The organism is Allobosea sp. 117 (assembly GCF_000702305.1).
Classification (GTDB): domain Bacteria; phylum Pseudomonadota; class Alphaproteobacteria; order Rhizobiales; family Xanthobacteraceae; genus Ancylobacter.
Genome location: NZ_JNLC01000012.1, coordinates 298,965 through 312,901, shown reverse-complemented (window position 1 = coordinate 312,901; position 13,937 = coordinate 298,965). Strand labels below are relative to the sequence as shown.

The 13,937-nt window shown below is 69.3% G+C and carries 16 protein-coding genes; 9 read left to right on the top strand and 7 right to left on the bottom strand.

The features are described from left to right. Window positions 1–46: 46 nt before the first annotated feature. The gene (locus U742_RS0110680) at window positions 47–1,414 is read right to left on the bottom strand and encodes an NAD(P)H-dependent oxidoreductase (protein ID WP_029352810.1); all 1,368 of its coding nucleotides are present in this window, start codon (window positions 1,412–1,414) and stop codon (window positions 47–49) included. Window positions 1,415–1,616: 202 nt separating this feature from the next. Here U742_RS0110680 and U742_RS0110675 point away from each other — a divergent pair, with 202 nt between their 5' ends. Together U742_RS0110675 and U742_RS22015 are read left to right on the top strand one after the other, a co-directional pair. Beyond that, a complete protein-coding gene (locus U742_RS0110675) occupies window positions 1,617–1,925 on the top strand; it encodes a hypothetical protein (protein WP_051661060.1) in 309 nt (102 codons plus the stop codon). 188 nt (window positions 1,926–2,113) lie between these two features. Then, window positions 2,114–2,803 carry a DUF2865 domain-containing protein gene (locus U742_RS22015; RefSeq protein WP_051661059.1) on the top strand — a complete coding sequence of 230 codons (690 nt, stop codon included), beginning with the start codon at window positions 2,114–2,116 and terminating at the stop codon, window positions 2,801–2,803. Window positions 2,804–2,806: 3 nt separating this feature from the next. Here the strand turns inward: U742_RS22015 and U742_RS0110665 are convergent, their stop codons facing one another. Next, window positions 2,807–4,021, bottom strand: a complete 1,215-nt coding sequence (locus tag U742_RS0110665) for a coiled-coil domain-containing protein (protein WP_051661057.1) — start codon at window positions 4,019–4,021, stop codon at window positions 2,807–2,809. Window positions 4,022–4,275: 254 nt separating this feature from the next. Then, on the bottom strand, window positions 4,276–4,854 hold the full coding sequence (locus U742_RS0110660) for a DUF1134 domain-containing protein (RefSeq protein WP_029352803.1): 579 nt from the start codon (window positions 4,852–4,854) through the stop codon (window positions 4,276–4,278). A gap of 297 nt (window positions 4,855–5,151) precedes the next feature. Here U742_RS0110660 and U742_RS0110655 point away from each other — a divergent pair, with 297 nt between their 5' ends. The 5 genes from U742_RS0110655 (at window position 5,152) to U742_RS0110635 (ending at window position 8,424) form a co-directional block, all read left to right on the top strand. Further along, window positions 5,152–5,796, top strand: a complete 645-nt coding sequence (locus U742_RS0110655) for a histidine phosphotransferase ChpT (RefSeq protein WP_029352800.1) — start codon at window positions 5,152–5,154, stop codon at window positions 5,794–5,796. Between the two features lie 123 nt (window positions 5,797–5,919). After that, the gene (locus U742_RS0110650) at window positions 5,920–6,966 is read left to right on the top strand and encodes a chemotaxis protein CheW (protein WP_051661055.1); all 1,047 of its coding nucleotides are present in this window, start codon (window positions 5,920–5,922) and stop codon (window positions 6,964–6,966) included. A gap of 127 nt (window positions 6,967–7,093) precedes the next feature. Beyond that, complete coding sequence (locus U742_RS0110645; protein ID WP_029352796.1) at window positions 7,094–7,459, top strand: response regulator; 366 nt, start codon at window positions 7,094–7,096, stop codon at window positions 7,457–7,459. Window positions 7,460–7,597: 138 nt separating this feature from the next. Then, window positions 7,598–7,891, top strand: coding sequence for a hypothetical protein (locus tag U742_RS22010; RefSeq protein WP_197028235.1), 294 nt, complete (start codon window positions 7,598–7,600; stop codon window positions 7,889–7,891). 68 nt (window positions 7,892–7,959) lie between these two features. Continuing rightward, window positions 7,960–8,424 (top strand): CopM family metallochaperone, encoded by a 465-nt coding sequence (locus tag U742_RS0110635; protein ID WP_029352792.1) that lies wholly within the window; start codon window positions 7,960–7,962, stop codon window positions 8,422–8,424. Between the two features lie 148 nt (window positions 8,425–8,572). On the opposite strand, the gene ctrA is transcribed toward U742_RS0110635, so the two are convergent. Then, a complete protein-coding gene (gene ctrA, locus U742_RS0110630; RefSeq protein WP_029352790.1) occupies window positions 8,573–9,274 on the bottom strand; it encodes a response regulator transcription factor CtrA in 702 nt (233 codons plus the stop codon). A gap of 548 nt (window positions 9,275–9,822) precedes the next feature. Between ctrA and U742_RS0110625 the strand changes: the two genes are divergently transcribed. Further along, window positions 9,823–10,218, top strand: a complete 396-nt coding sequence (locus U742_RS0110625) for a flagellar export protein FliJ (protein WP_029352788.1) — start codon at window positions 9,823–9,825, stop codon at window positions 10,216–10,218. 9 nt (window positions 10,219–10,227) lie between these two features. Here the strand turns inward: U742_RS0110625 and U742_RS0110620 are convergent, their stop codons facing one another. Continuing rightward, complete coding sequence (locus U742_RS0110620; protein ID WP_029352786.1) at window positions 10,228–10,869, bottom strand: GNAT family N-acetyltransferase; 642 nt, start codon at window positions 10,867–10,869, stop codon at window positions 10,228–10,230. A gap of 287 nt (window positions 10,870–11,156) precedes the next feature. Between U742_RS0110620 and U742_RS0110615 the strand changes: the two genes are divergently transcribed. After that, window positions 11,157–12,260 carry a sulfate/molybdate ABC transporter ATP-binding protein gene (locus U742_RS0110615; protein ID WP_029352784.1) on the top strand — a complete coding sequence of 368 codons (1,104 nt, stop codon included), beginning with the start codon at window positions 11,157–11,159 and terminating at the stop codon, window positions 12,258–12,260. Here U742_RS0110615 and tmpT read toward each other — a convergent pair. After that, on the bottom strand, window positions 12,248–12,940 hold the full coding sequence (tmpT, locus tag U742_RS0110610) for a thiopurine S-methyltransferase (RefSeq protein ID WP_051661053.1): 693 nt from the start codon (window positions 12,938–12,940) through the stop codon (window positions 12,248–12,250). The two genes, U742_RS0110615 and tmpT, sit on opposite strands and share 13 nt — an antisense overlap. A gap of 10 nt (window positions 12,941–12,950) precedes the next feature. Then, window positions 12,951–13,898, bottom strand: a complete 948-nt coding sequence (locus U742_RS0110605; protein ID WP_029352780.1) for a YVTN family beta-propeller repeat protein — start codon at window positions 13,896–13,898, stop codon at window positions 12,951–12,953. Window positions 13,899–13,937: the final 39 nt, after the last annotated feature.

Sequence of the window (13,937 nt, the reverse complement as noted above, 5' to 3'; positions counted from 1 at the left end):
ACAAGCGGTGCACGGTGAAGTCCAGAGGCGCCGCCCGCCGCGCCGGCTACTCCGCCGCCTCTGCCCTGCCGCCGAACATCGCCTCCATCTCGCGGCGAAGGCGCACCGTGTCGTTGTCCGGCACCGAGACGTCCGCCCAGCCGACGATCTCGCCCTCGGCGATGTCGCGGTTGAGGCGGACATTGTGGGCGAGGCCGATCGGCAGGCCGCCGCGCGCGAGCGAGGTGGCGGCGGGCAGCAGCTTCCCCCACACGGTGAAGCCGCCTTCGCCGTCGAGCGTGCCGCCGGCTTTGAGCGGGCGCTTGGCGACCGCGACCACGTCGGCGTTGAAGGCCTCGGTCACGCCGGTCGGCTCGCCGCGCAGCGCCGCGCTGGCGACGCTGACGCCGAGCTCCAGCCCGATCATGTGGTAGGGGCGGTAGAGCGCGGTGTAACGGCCCGAGGAATCGGTGAGCACGCCATATTCCTTGAAGCAGCGGCGGGCATAGTCGCCGCGCGCCGTCTCGTCCGCCTCGAACACCACATAGACGCCCCAGCGCAGGTCGCGGAACACCGGCCGGCCGTCGCGCTCGAGGCTGGAGACCGTCTCGACCATCCCGGCGCGCTCCAGCACGCCGCCGGCCGCCTTCGGGCGCAGCACGGTGGCGAGATCATCGACGCCGCAGGGCGGGAAGAGCAGCCCGTTCGAGGGTGCCGAAAGGCCCGCCGCATTGGCGATGGCGGCCATCTCGATGGACGACTTGGTGCCGTCGGCGAAGGAGTTGAACATCTGGGCGTTCATCCCGCCCTGCGCCGCTTCCTCGGCGGTGAGGCCGTAGAAGTCCCAGATCGTGTCCGGCGTGGAGCGGTGAAAATGCGGCAGGTACTTGGTGCCCTTGCCAGCGGCGACCACCTCGAAGCCGCAGGTGCGCGCCCAGTCGACCAGCTCGCAGACGAGCGCCGGCTGGTCGCCATAGGCCATGGAATAGACGACGCCGGCCTGCTTTGCCCGCCGGGCGAGGAGCGGGCCGACCAGCACGTCGGCCTCCACTGTCACCATCACGACATGGCGGCCGTGCGAGATTGCCCGCAGCGCATGGCGTGCGCCGGCGGCGGGGCTGCCGGTCGCCTCGACGACCACGTCGAGCCCGTCGGCGGCGATCAGGGCGGAGGCATCCTCGGTGATCATGGTGCGGCCGCTGCGCAGGGCATCGTCGAAGGAGGACGCCTCGGCGGTGGCGGCGTCCCAGCCGGTGCGTCGGAGCGCGTCGCGGGCACGGGCGGCGGACAAATCGGCGATGCCGATGAGGTGCATGCCCGGCGTTGTGCGGACCTGCGACAGGAACATCGAGCCGAACTTCCCGGCGCCGATCAGGCCGACGCGGATCGGGCGGCCGGCCTCGGCACGCTGCTTCAGCATGCGGGCGAGATTCATGGGGCGTTTCCTCCGTGAAAATTCTTGTTCTGGCGGGCGTCTTACCGGCACTTTTCGGCTTGTTAATCGTTTCAAGGTACAGCGGTGCGGCTTTGCCTCCGGTTTCGCGGCGGCGCTGGGCTCGTCTGCCTTCGCTCCGCCATAATGTCGCACCGTAGCTTATTCCCGGCGCGCGGTTGTTCGGTCAATGAGAGGAATCGTCATGAAACGGGTCTCATCGAAACTCACTCTGGCGGCTGGCGCCTTCGCGCTCGCCGCTGCCTTCTCCGTCGGCGCCGGCTCGGCTCCGGCACATGCCGGCGCGGCCATGCCGGCGCTCGGCTCGGCTGTGCAGCCCGCGCCCCTCACCGAGGAAGTGCGCTGGATCTGCGGCCCCTATCGCTGCGCCTGGCGTCCGAACTATCGCGGCGTCTACGTCGTGCCGGGCTATGCGCGCTACTGGGGGCCGCCGCGTCGGCCCGGCTGCTACTGGACGCGCGGTCCGGCCGGCCGCTGGGTCCAGGTCTGCTGAACCTTCTGCCGAGCAGCCCCTACCGTTCTGTCTCGCATTCGATGCGCCGTTCCGTCCGCGGAACGGCGCATTTTCTTTATCGGCGTGCCGATGCGGAAACCATAAAGCGAGGCCGCCGTTTCCTAGGTACACAAATTAGGTAGCATTCCTAAGTACGCAAACAAAATTGCATCGGCGAGGAGAGCGTCATGTCGGTGCCCGGATCGCGTGTGCTTGTCCTCGCCGGCGCTCTCGGCGCCGGAGGCGTTCTGTGGGCCGCGCCGGCGGCGGCGGAGAATCCTTTCGTCAGCTTCCTGCGCGGCGACTGGCTGCGCCCGCGTATCGCCGTTCCCCGCGAGGAGATGACCCCGCCCACCGATGCCGGGCGCCCGCGTATCGTCGTGACGCCGAGGCGCGGCGGCAGTGGCGTCGTCTATTGCGTGCGCACCTGCGACGGGCGCTATTTCCCGCTGGCCGGCGCGGCGAAGGAGGGCGAGACGGCGGAAGCGCGCTGCGCCGCCTTCTGCCCGGCGTCCAAGGTGAAGGTCTTCACCTCCTATGACGGCGGGTCCGGCATCGACGCCGCCACCTCCAAGGACGGCGAGACCTATGCGGCGCTCGCCAATGCCTATGTGTTCCGCACCGAGACGCGGCCCAACTGCGGCTGCAACGCGGCCGGCGGCGTCGGCCTCACACGCATCGACGTCAAGGACGACCCGACCCTGCGCCCCGGCGATGTCGTGGTGACCGGGCAGGGCGTCGTCGTCTTCCGCGGCGACAGCCGGCTGCCGCACAGCGCCGGCGATTTCGTCGATGTGGGGGAGGATCGCCGCCTTCCGCCGACGCTGCGCCGGCAGCTCGAGGCGATCGAGATCGCGGCGCAGCCCGCCGGGCTGTGAGGATTATTCGGCGGCCGGCGCTTCCTCGCGCTCCGGCGCCGCGTTCCTGACCGCTCCGGCCCGCGCCTGAAGCGCGCGGATGCGTTCGGCGAGGGGCAGGGTGCTTGCCCCGGCCGTGCCTTTCGCGCTGGCCAGGATGTGTTCGATCGGCGAATCGGGGCCTTCCAGCGCGGCGGTGAGGCGGGCGACCTCGGCGGCGATGTCGCTGATGCGCTCGCGCAGCATGGCGTTCTCGGCCCGTGCGTCGCCGGCGCCGTCGTCGCCGGTCACGAGGTCGGCCTGGAGCCGGGCGCGATCCTCGCGCACCTGTGCCAGCGCCCCTTCGAGCAGCGTCGTCTCGGCGCGCAGGCGGTCATAGGCCTCCTGTGCCTGACGGGCCATCGCCTCGGCGGCCTGCCGCGCCGAATCCGCCTCGCCGGCCAGGGCCTCGGCGCTGGAGCGGGCGGCTTCGGCGTCGCGGGCGATGCCGGAAAGGCGGGCGATCTCGGCTGTCGCGGCGGCGAGATCGATGGTCAGCTTCTCAGCGGTGGTGCGGCTGGTCATGAGCTCGCTGGTCGTGCCGGCGAGGCGGCCGCGCTCGCCGGAGAGCTGCTCGACCGTCTGGCGCAGGGCGGAGCGGTCGTCGGCGAGGCGGGCCTGGGTGCCCGAGAGCTCGCGTTCGAGGTCGCCGATGCGGTCCGACAGCGTGCCGACCTGGGTCGTGAGGGCGACGTTCTCGATCCTGAGGTTCTCGGCGAGCGTGCGCTGCTCCTCCAGCCGCTCGGTGGTGATGGCCAGCTCGCGGCGGGTGATGCCGAGCTCGCCCTCGGTGCGCTCCTGCGCCCGGGCGTTGGCGTCGCGCTCCTCCTCGGTCTGGCGCAGGCGCTCGGCGAGGTTGTCGCCGCCGGCGGTCAGCTCGGCGATGTCGCGGGCGCGCTCCTCCAGCCCCTGTTCGAGCGCCGCGATGCGGTCGGCCCGTTTCAGGAGCTCGCCGGACTGCGAGACGACCTGCGTGCGGTAGCTGTCGACGTCGAGCTCCAGCCGGCGCGCGGCGACGGCGAACTCGGCCCGCTGCTGGTCCTTGTCCGCCTGGATCTCCGCCATGGAGACGGGGATCGCGCCCTCGATGCGCTTCGTGGTGAGGCGCACGGCGCGGCGCCATACCGCCGGCAGTATCAGCAGTGCGATCAGCGACGCGACCAGAAAGCCGAGCGCTGAATACATGATCGCTTCGATCATGCGGCGGTCTCACCTCGATCGAGACGGCGGTCGGAATGGCCGCCATCATGCCCGCAACCTGCGGGCGGGTCCGGAAGTGTCGGAGCTTAGAGCATTTCCCGCGAAAGTTGATCGACTTTCGCGATCGGGAAATGCTCCAGCCTATTGAATCGAGAGCACTTTCTTATCGATCAGGTGATTCCACCTGATCGGAAAGGGCTCCAGCCGGGAATCCGCAAGAAAGCGTCAAGCCGGCGCATCACCCGACGCCAGCTTCAGAAGGGGTTCCAGGTGGCGTTGGGGGTGAACTTCAGATAGCCGACATTGGCGCCGAGGCGCACGCCGACGCCGGAGCGGATCGGCACCACCACCATCGGGTCGGCGGCGAGCGCCGTCATGCCGAAGCCGGCGACGAAATAGGCCGAGCCGGAGATGCCGCCGAAGCGGCGGAAGATGTCGTTGATGGAGTTCAGGTTGTAGACGAGGATCATGGTGCGGGCGCCGTCGCCGCCGAAGTCCCAGCCGAGCGTCGGGCCCTGCCAGTAGACCCGCAGGTCGCCGGCATTGCGGGTGTAGAGCGTGCCCTCGCCGTAGCGCAGGCCGCCGACGAAGGCGCCGGAGCCTTCCTGGCCGAGGATGTAGCCGTTCGGCTGGCCCCACTGGCTCACCGCCTTCTCGATCGACAGCGCCAGCCCGCGCGACACCTCGCCGAAGAAACCGTGCCCTCGCGAGACGAGTTCGTCGCTCGTATAGGTGCCCTGCTGCTGGGCGCTGGCCGGCGTGGTGAGCAGCGGTGCCGCGCAGAGCGAAAGGCCGAGGGCGAGGCAGGCGAACAGACGGCGCAAGGTCGGCATGTTGATCGGCATGTGACGGTCTCGCGAACAGGCTGGAAGGATCGGATGGACGCACGGTGAAGGGCCGCAGCTCGCCCGGCTGACCGCATAATTAGCACGGAGTGCGCCCAGAGGAAGGCGGCGCGCCACGCCGGATGGCGAATGCGCGCGGATGTTGCGTTCCTGCGCCTTTCCGAGCGGCGGGCGCGACGTGTTGGCGGGGTGCCGGGCGCGGTGTATCACAGCCGGCATGTGCGATCCCGTCACCGCGGCGATTCGTTCAGTCCCGCCCGAACGCCGTCTGCAATCAGGATTCCGATGACGACCGCCATCGATCTCGACAAGCTCGACCTCGCCGCGCTGCTCTGCTCGCGCGTCTGCCACGACGTGATCAGCCCGGTCGGGGCGATCGTGAACGGCCTCGAGGTGCTGGAGGACGAGAACGACGCGAGCATGAAGCAGTTCGCGCTCGACCTGATCACCAAGAGCGCGAAGCAGGCTTCCGCGCGGCTGCAGTTCGCCCGTCTCGCCTTCGGCGCGGCCGGCTCGGCCGGCGCGCAGATCGACACCGGCGACGCCGAGCAGGTGGCGCGCGGCTTCATCCAGGACGACCGTACCAGCCTCGACTGGAAGGTGCCGCGCGCGCTGCTGCCGAAGAACCGGGTGAAGCTGCTGCTGAATCTTCTTCTGCTCGCCGGCGCCACCATTCCGCGCGGCGGCAGCATCGTGGTGGAGACGGTGGGGGAGGGCGAGGAGGCCGGCTTCCGGCTGCGCACCGAGGGCACCAGCGCGCGGATTCCCCCGCAGTTGCCGGCGCTCACCGCCGGCGAGGCGCCGGCGGAAGGGGCGATCGACGCCCATGCCATCCAGCCGCATTATGCCGGCCTGCTGGCGCGTGCGGTGGGCGTCACCATCCGCTTCGAGCTCGACGGCGGCGGCGTGGTTATCACCGCCTTGCCGTAAGCTTCGGCCTGCCCGGCATCGCTTCAGAAGACTTTAACATGATGCGCCGACACTGACGGCTGAATACCCATGCATCGGTCCGCGGGCATGGGTCGGCAACCCCGTCGGCTGTGTATCGCGTCCATGGAACCGTGCCGCATCGACATTGTGACCTTCGCGCTCGACGGCGTGCGCTTCGCGCTGCCGCGGCGGGACGTCATCGAGATCATGCCTGTGGAGCGGGCCCGCTGGTCGAGGCTCGCGCGCATGGCCGAGAACGGAACGCTCGGCCCGACCGGGCTGCCGCTGCTGCACCTCTCGGCGCGGCTCGGCATCGCGCCGGAGGCGCCGCCGGCGGCGAGCGCGCTGATGCTGGTCGGCGGCGAGGGCCGGCCGCGCGGCGTCGTGCTGATCGACGCGGAGCCCTTCATCGCCACCGCCGACTGCCTGCCGATCGCAGCCTCGCACGCCGATGCGGTCGAGCCGCAGGCCGGGCTGATCGCCGGCACGGCGCGGCTGCCGGACGGGCTGCGCGCCATCCTGCTGCGAATCCCCACCGGCATCGCCGACGAGCGCCTGCGCACTGCGGCGGAAGGCGAGCCGGCGGACTGCCATCTGCTGGTGCGCCTCGCCGAGGGGCACGAGCTCTGCGTCGCTCCGGTCTCGGCGCTGCGCGGCACCGATCGGCCCTGCCGCCTACTGGTGGAAGCGGCGGAAGGCGAATCCCTCGCCGTCGAGGCGGTCGAGGGGCCGGCGCCGGCGGGCCGGATGGAGACCATCGCCGGCATCGTGCGGCTGGTGACGCCCGGCGGCATCTACCGCGTGCTGGGTGCGCGCGAGGAGAGCCGGCCTGCGGACCGGCGCACGCCGAGCCGGCCGCGGCTGCTCATCGTCGCGCCGCAGCCGGAGGAGCGTCCACGGCTGAGGGCGCTGGCGCGCGAGCTCGGCTATGGCGTGTCGCTGGCCGACGATCCGCGCGCGGTGGGCCTCGCCCGCCGCCGCTTCGACGTGGTGCTGATCGATCTCGACGGCTTCGGCGACATCGCCGCTCCGATAGGCGAGGCGCGGCTGATCGGACTGGCACGCGGCGCTGCCGGGCGGCCGGTGCCGGGCTTCGACATGGTGGTGCAGCCGGACGACGAGGTCGCCCTGCTCGCCGCGCTGCTGCCGCGCCAGTCGCGGGCGGCGTGATGAACACCGCCCGACATGCCACCGGAACGCGGCGCCCGGCGCTGCAACCCACGGTGCGCTGCCGGTCCGGAAATGCCATTTCTGCAATAGGATGCGCGCGGCGGCAGCCGAGCGGGGAGCGAGCCCGATGAGAACCTGCCTCGTGGCGGATGATTCCAGCGTCGTGCGCAAGGTGGCGCGCCACATCTTCGAGAGCCACGGCTTCTCGGTGGTGGAGGCCAGCGACGGGCGGCAGGCGCTCGACCTCGTGCTGCGCGAGATGCCGGCGGCGATCCTGCTCGACTGGAGCATGCCGACCATGGACGGCTTCGACGTCCTCAAGGCGCTACGCGCCATGCCGGGCGGCGACCAGCCGAAGGTGATGTTCTGCGCCGTGGAGAACGACCTCGCCACGCTCGCCCGCGCCCGGCACGGCGGCGCTGACGAGACCATCCTCAAGCCGTTCGACCATCAGGTGCTCACGGCGAAGATGCATGCGGTGGGGCTGATCTGATCGCGGCGATATGAACCCCGTACGGGTTCCTGCGGTAGCGGCGCGTTTCGCGCGTGCTATTCTGCCGGCATGAGTGCGACCTTGCGCCTGGCGCGCCTTCTCCTACTGGCCTTGGGCCTTGCGGCCGTGATCTCCACGATGGCGGCGCCGGTCTTCGCCGCGCGCGTCATGGCGGCGCCGGTCGCGCCCTGCCACCCGGCGAGCGCGGCCAGCATGGTGGTGGCCGAGCGGGCGGCGATGCCGGGCGGCGAGCGCTCCTCCCTCGCGCCACATCCCTGCTGCGCGCTAATCTGCCTCCTCGCGGCCCCAGCGGCGCCGGGCGTCAGCATCCGGGCGCCGCACCGCCTCGCTTTGTGGGACCCGCGGCCGACCGTGCCGCTCGCCGGCCTTGCTACGCCCCTGCCGGACCCGCCGCCCCGCGCGGCCTCCTGAAACCACCCGCAACCTTTGTCCCGCGCGCGGCGTTGCCCGCGCGATCTGTTCCTTTCAGGAGAATGATCATGCACGTCATCACCAAGGCGGCCCTCGCCGCTCTCGCCCTCGGCGGCGCCGCCGGCGTCGCGCTGGCCCAGTCCAACATGCCGACGCAGAACATGCCGATGCAGAACATGCCGATGCAGAATATGCCGATGCAGAATATGCCCATGCAGAACATGCCGATGCAGAACATGCCCGGCATGGGGCACGGCGCCATGCACGGCGCCGCCGCCGGCCCCGCCACCGCCGAATTCGAGGAGGCCAATGCCCGCATGCACAAGGACATGGCGATCGCCTTCAGCGGCAACGCCGATGTCGACTTCGCGCGGGGCATGATCCCGCACCATCAGGGCGCGATCGACATGGCGCGGATCGAGCTGAAATACGGAAAGGATCCGGAGCTGCGCAAGCTCGCCGAGGACATCATCAAGGCGCAGGAGAGCGAGATCGCCTTCCTCAAGGCCTGGATCGCCAAGAACGCGAAATGAGGCCGGAGGCCGCGTGAAAGGGGAGGCTTCGGCCTCCTTCTGCCGGGCATCCATGTCCTCGCCGGCGTGGAGCAGGGCGTGTCCCTGCCGCACAAATGAAAACCCCGCCTTGCGGCGGGGTTTTCTGTATCCCGGACGCGCGAGGGTGTCAGGCGGGGATGCGCTCGTCCTGCTCGCTCGGCTCGCGCAGCACATAGCCGCGGCCCCACACGGTCTCGATGAAGTTGTGGCCGCTGGAGGCGTTGGCGAGCTTCTTGCGCAGCTTGCAGATGAACACGTCGATGATCTTGAGCTCGGGCTCGTCCATGCCGCCATAGAGATGGTTGAGGAACATCTCCTTGGTCAGCGTCGTGCCCTTGCGCAGCGAGAGGAGCTCCAGCATCTGGTACTCCTTGCCGGTGAGGTGCACGCGGGCGCCGCCGACCTCGACTGTCTTGGTGTCCAGATTGACGATGAGATCGCCGGTCTGGATGACCGACTGCGCGTGGCCCTTGGAGCGGCGCACGATGGCGTGGATGCGGGCGACCAGCTCGTCCTTGTGGAACGGCTTGGTGAGGTAGTCATCGGCTCCGAAGCCGAGACCCTTCACCTTGTCCTCGATGCCGGCGAGGCCGGAGAGGATGAGAATGGGTGTCTTGACCTTGGCGACGCGCAGGCCTTTCAGCACGTCGTAGCCCGACATGTCGGGCAGGTTCAGGTCGAGCAGGATGATGTCGTAGTCGTACAGCTTGCCGAGATCGACACCTTCCTCTCCGAGGTCCGTCGTATAGACGTTGAAACTCTCGGACTTGAGCATCAGCTCGATGCTTTGCGCGGTCGCGCGGTCGTCCTCGATGAGCAAGACGCGCATGCCAATCCCCTTCCTCGCCACGGCCCCGGGGGGTAGCGCTCGTTCGGAATACTTCCCAGCCGAGCGTCACCCCACCTCGCGCCCGGCTCGGCACACCGATTCGACACTCACTGCATTAGGGGTAACAAAACCTGATTCCCGGGCACAAGCGGAAAGACGATTTTTCTACGAGTCTTCCTGCAAGCACCTGATCGGAAAACAGATTCTGGCAACCCCAATATTCGAGTCGAATCTTAAGAAGTGCGCCTAAGCGAGTCAGCGGACTCGGCTTTTCAAGCGCGAGCCGCCAGCCTGCACCGGACGGTGACATGATCATTAACGGAGCCGGTAAACAAATCGTTTCCATCCCGTTGCAATGTCGAAGAAAGGCGCGCCATCCCCTTGCGAATGCGCGCGGCAGTGTAAGGAAGCGGCAACCTGTCCGCGCCATGATGGTGCCCAGATGGCTGTTGCCGCTCGATTGGAAGGAATGGGTTGGCTCGGGTTTTCAGCGCATTCGAGGCATTGCGGAAAGCCGTCGCTAACCTGCGTATCGGAGTATCGCGTCTATGAGCTCGCGTGACACACTCATCCGCCTGAAGCGGTTCCAGGCCGAGGAAAAGCGCCGGCACTTCGTCCAGATCGAGACGATGATCGCCGAGTTCGAGCGCATGGCGCACGAGCTCGATCGCGAGATCGCCGTCGAGCAGCAGCGGGCCGGCATCACCGACCCCAACCATTTCGCCTACCCGACCTATGCCCGCGCGGCGGCGGGCCGGCGCGACAATCTCAAGGCCTCTGCCGACGAGCTGAAGCAGCAGCTCGACGACGCCCGCGCCGCTCTCGATGCGGCGCTGGAGGAACTGGGCAAGGTCGAGGCGCTCGGCGAGCGCGAGCGCGGCATCGAGGCGCCCGTCGAGACCGCCCGCGCAACCGGCCGGCCGCGCGCCAGCCTGTCCTTGTAAGCCCTTCTCTCAGCCCGCCACGATCATCGGTATCTGCGGCGCCGCGTCGCGTGAGAGCGCGCCGGTGAGCCGTGGGTCGTCGACCACCTCCACCGCCCGCGCCACCGGTATGAAGCCGGCCTTCATATAGAAGCTCACCGCCGCGGGGTGGTCGTGGCTGCAGGTGTGCACATGCACCCGCGTGGGTTCGAACGACCAGGCGCGCTCCATCGCCCGGTTCATCAGATAGCGCCCGAGGCCCTGGCCGGCGCGTTCCGGCACCACGCCGAAAAAGGCGAGTTCCACCTCGCCCGGCGTGCGGGCGTCGAGCTCCAGAAGGCCGATATCTTCCGTGCCGCCCGCGACTTGCTGGCGCAGCACATAAATCTCCACCGCCGGATCGCCGAGGACGCGGGCGAGTTCATCGTCAGCCATCATCAGGCGCGAGAACCACAGCCAGTCCTCGCCCATGCGGCGGAACAGCGCGCGATACCAGCCGAGGTCCGGCCGTTCCACGCGGTCAAGATGAAGGCCGTCGACGGCGGGCTCGCGCATGGGTGCGGGCGGCGCGCGCATCTCGAGAAAGGTGACGATCGCCGCGATCTTGCCGGCCGGCAGCGGCGTGTAGCCGTCGAGGACGAGCGTCGTCGTAAGGGAGGCGGTGTCGGTCATTCCGGCGTCCAGAGGCTATGGCCTGCCTGCTTTAGAGCATGTTCCGCGAAAGTTGAGAGACTTTCGCGATGAGAACATGCTCCAACTTATTGGATGAGAGCACTTTCCTATCGATCAGGTGTTCCACCTGATCGGAAAGGGCTCTGGCGCGGGATGCACCGTGAGGGGAAGGCCCGGCGCGCCCGGCGCCTTCGACGAATGCGCGCGGCTTGGCTAGAATGACTTCACAGCGCGAATTTTTCAGATATGTTCCGGATAAATCTACAATTTACATAGGCTGTGAGTAGATGACGGTTGCGGTCACCATCGACCAGGTCGGCAAGTCGTTCAGCGCGCAGGGCGCGGCGGCGTTGTCCGAGGTCTCGCTCGACGTCGCGCCGGGCGAGCTGGTCGCGCTGCTCGGCCCCTCGGGCTCGGGCAAGACGACGCTGCTGCGCATCGTCGCCGGGCTGGAGCAGCCGAGCCATGGCCGCGTGCTGTTCAACGGCGAGGACGCGCTCTCGGTGCCGGTGCGCCGGCGCGGCATCGGCTTCGTGTTCCAGAACTACGCGCTGTTCCGCCACATGACGGTGGCCGAGAACATCGCCTTCGGCCTGCGCTCGCGCCCGCGCGCCGAGCGTCCCGCCGAGGCCGAGATCCGCCGCCGCGTCGACGACCTTCTCGCTTTGGTGCAGCTCGACGGCTATGGCGGGCGCTTTCCGGCACAGTTGTCCGGCGGTCAGCGCCAGCGCGTCGCGCTCGCCCGCGCGCTGGCCATCGAGCCGAAGGTTCTTCTGCTCGACGAACCCTTCGGCGCGCTCGACGCGCTGGTGCGCAAGGAGCTGCGCAAATGGCTTCGCGAGCTGCATGACCGCACCGGCCACACCACGCTGTTCGTCACCCACGACCAGGAGGAGGCGCTGGAGCTCGCCGACCGGGTGGTGGTGATGGGCAAGGGCAAGATCGAGCAGGTCGGCACGCCCGACGACGTCTATGACCGCCCGGCGACCGCCGCCGTCTTCGGCTTCATGGGCGAATCGAGCCGCATCGAGGTCGAAGTGAAGGACGGCATCGCGCTGGCCGGTGCGACGCCCATCGCGGCGGCGACGCAACCGGTGCCGGACGGGCCGGGGCTGATCTATGTGCGCCCGCACGACGTCGCGATCGGGCTGCCGGGCACGCCGGGGCTCAAGGGATCGGTGCGCGGCTTCCGTCGTCACGGCGCCATCCGCCGGCTGGAGCTGGAGGTCGGCAACGCGCTGTTCGAGGCCGACATCGCGCCGACGGTGAAGGTGCCGATCGGCGAGAACGTGGCGGTGCGGCTCGAGCGCGCGCGCCTGTTCGCGTCGGGCGGGCCGGGGGTCGACTGCCGCGCCCCGCCGCCCCAGCAGCCGGGCGACTACGCGATCTGATCGCGCGCCGGCGCCGGCGCCGGGCTCTGCTCAAGCCTCTGTCGGCGCGGTATCAGCCGCCACACGACCTCCGCCGCCGGACAGAGCCCCTTCAGGCCGCCCGCGAGTTCCTGCCATTCGAGGCGGGCGAGCTCGTGGGTCGCCCCGTAATGCCGGCGAACGTCGGCCTCGCCCACAGCGAAAGGCGGGCCTTCCTGGTGCGCCTGGTCATATTCGAAGGTGACGAGGAGCTGCGGCGCGCCCCGCGTTAGGGCGAGGAGGTGCGCGGCGTAGCGCGTCCGCATGTCCTGCGGCAGGGCGACCAGCGCCGCGCGGTCATAGACGGCGTCGACCACGCCCAGCCGCGCCCCGTCGAGATCGAAAATATCGCCGACGAAGATCACGAGGTTCCCGGCCTCGAAGCGCAGCAGCGGGCCGTCCTGCGTAATCTGCGGCTCGACGCTCAGCTCCGCGAAGAGCTGCTCGATGGCCATCCGGCTCAGCTCGGCGCCGGCGACGCGGTAGCCTTGGGCGAGCAGCCATCCGATATCGAGGCTTTTGCCGCACAGCGGCAGGAACAGCCGGGCGCCCGCCGGCAGGCCAAGCGCCGGCAGATTGCGGGTGAGCAGCGGGTTCGGCTCGGGCTGGTGAAAGGCGATCTCGCCGCGCCGCCATTTGCCGTGCCAGAATTCCGCATCCATTTTTGGGCCCCTACGGCGTCGGCCGGATGAAGGCGCCGAAGGCGCGCGGTCCGTCCGCGACCGGGATGTCGTCGACGAGCTTGAGGGTCGCCGCGTCGACCACGCTCAGCGTATTGGTCTCCCAGTTCGCGACATAGATGAGACGTCCGTCGCGGCTGGCGGCGATGCCCTCGGGATATTCGCCCACCGTCACCGTGCCGAGCGGCTTGAGGCTTTCGACATCGAACACGCTCAGCGTGCCGGCATACTGGTTGGTGGCGAAGGCGCGGCCCTGCGCCAGCGCGACCGCATAGGGCCGCTCGCCGACCGGTACGGTGGCGACGACGCGGCGTTGCGCGATGTCGATCACCGTCACGTCGTTGGAGGCGACGTTGGCGGTGTAGGCACGCCGGCCCTCCGCGTCGATGGTGACGCCGAAGGGACGCTTGCCGGTCTTCACCTCGCCGATCTTCTCGAAGCGCGCGGTGTCGACGAGGCTCACCGCGTCGGAATCGCGGTCGGCGGAGAGCAGGAGCTTGCCATCCGGTGTCACCGCGAGGCCGGAGGGGGAATCGCCGACCTTGACCTCGCCGGTCACCTTTCCGGTGGCGGCGTCCACCGCGACGATGCGATGCTGGTACCAGTCGGCGACGTAGACCGGACTACCGGAGGGGTGGACGGCAACGCCGAGCGGGCCGCCGCCGACCTCGACGCGGGCGGTCACGCTGCGCGTGGCGGCATCAACGATGCTCAGCGCCTTGCCGTCCGGCGAGGTGACGAAGGCACGCCGCCCGTCCGGCGATACCGCGATGCCCGCCGGCTTGCCGGGGATCGGCAGCGTCGCGACGACCTTGCGGCTCGCGAGATCCACGACGCTCAGCATCTGCGCCGGCTGCGAGGTGACGAAGGCCTCGTCGGCACGGGCGGGGATGGCGGACAGGAAGAACGCGAGGCTCAGGCCGAATGCCAGAACGTTCATGCCCGGCCTGATGCCGGGCATGACGTGGCTCACTGTGAG

Coding starts and splice junctions, on each gene's coding strand:
- U742_RS0110680 (WP_029352810.1), bottom strand. CDS start 1,414: ATGAATCTCGCCCGCATGCTGAAGCAGCGTGCCGAGGCCGGCCGCCCG.
- U742_RS0110675 (WP_051661060.1), top strand. CDS start 1,617: ATGAAACGGGTCTCATCGAAACTCACTCTGGCGGCTGGCGCCTTCGCG.
- U742_RS22015 (WP_051661059.1), top strand. CDS start 2,114: ATGTCGGTGCCCGGATCGCGTGTGCTTGTCCTCGCCGGCGCTCTCGGC.
- U742_RS0110665 (WP_051661057.1), bottom strand. CDS start 4,021: ATGATCGAAGCGATCATGTATTCAGCGCTCGGCTTTCTGGTCGCGTCG.
- U742_RS0110660 (WP_029352803.1), bottom strand. CDS start 4,854: ATGCCGACCTTGCGCCGTCTGTTCGCCTGCCTCGCCCTCGGCCTTTCG.
- U742_RS0110655 (WP_029352800.1), top strand. CDS start 5,152: ATGACGACCGCCATCGATCTCGACAAGCTCGACCTCGCCGCGCTGCTC.
- U742_RS0110650 (WP_051661055.1), top strand. CDS start 5,920: ATGGAACCGTGCCGCATCGACATTGTGACCTTCGCGCTCGACGGCGTG.
- U742_RS0110645 (WP_029352796.1), top strand. CDS start 7,094: ATGAGAACCTGCCTCGTGGCGGATGATTCCAGCGTCGTGCGCAAGGTG.
- U742_RS22010 (WP_197028235.1), top strand. CDS start 7,598: ATGGCGGCGCCGGTCTTCGCCGCGCGCGTCATGGCGGCGCCGGTCGCG.
- U742_RS0110635 (WP_029352792.1), top strand. CDS start 7,960: ATGCACGTCATCACCAAGGCGGCCCTCGCCGCTCTCGCCCTCGGCGGC.
- ctrA (WP_029352790.1), bottom strand. CDS start 9,274: ATGCGCGTCTTGCTCATCGAGGACGACCGCGCGACCGCGCAAAGCATC.
- U742_RS0110625 (WP_029352788.1), top strand. CDS start 9,823: ATGAGCTCGCGTGACACACTCATCCGCCTGAAGCGGTTCCAGGCCGAG.
- U742_RS0110620 (WP_029352786.1), bottom strand. CDS start 10,869: ATGACCGACACCGCCTCCCTTACGACGACGCTCGTCCTCGACGGCTAC.
- U742_RS0110615 (WP_029352784.1), top strand. CDS start 11,157: ATGACGGTTGCGGTCACCATCGACCAGGTCGGCAAGTCGTTCAGCGCG.
- tmpT (WP_051661053.1), bottom strand. CDS start 12,940: ATGGATGCGGAATTCTGGCACGGCAAATGGCGGCGCGGCGAGATCGCC.
- U742_RS0110605 (WP_029352780.1), bottom strand. CDS start 13,898: ATGAACGTTCTGGCATTCGGCCTGAGCCTCGCGTTCTTCCTGTCCGCC.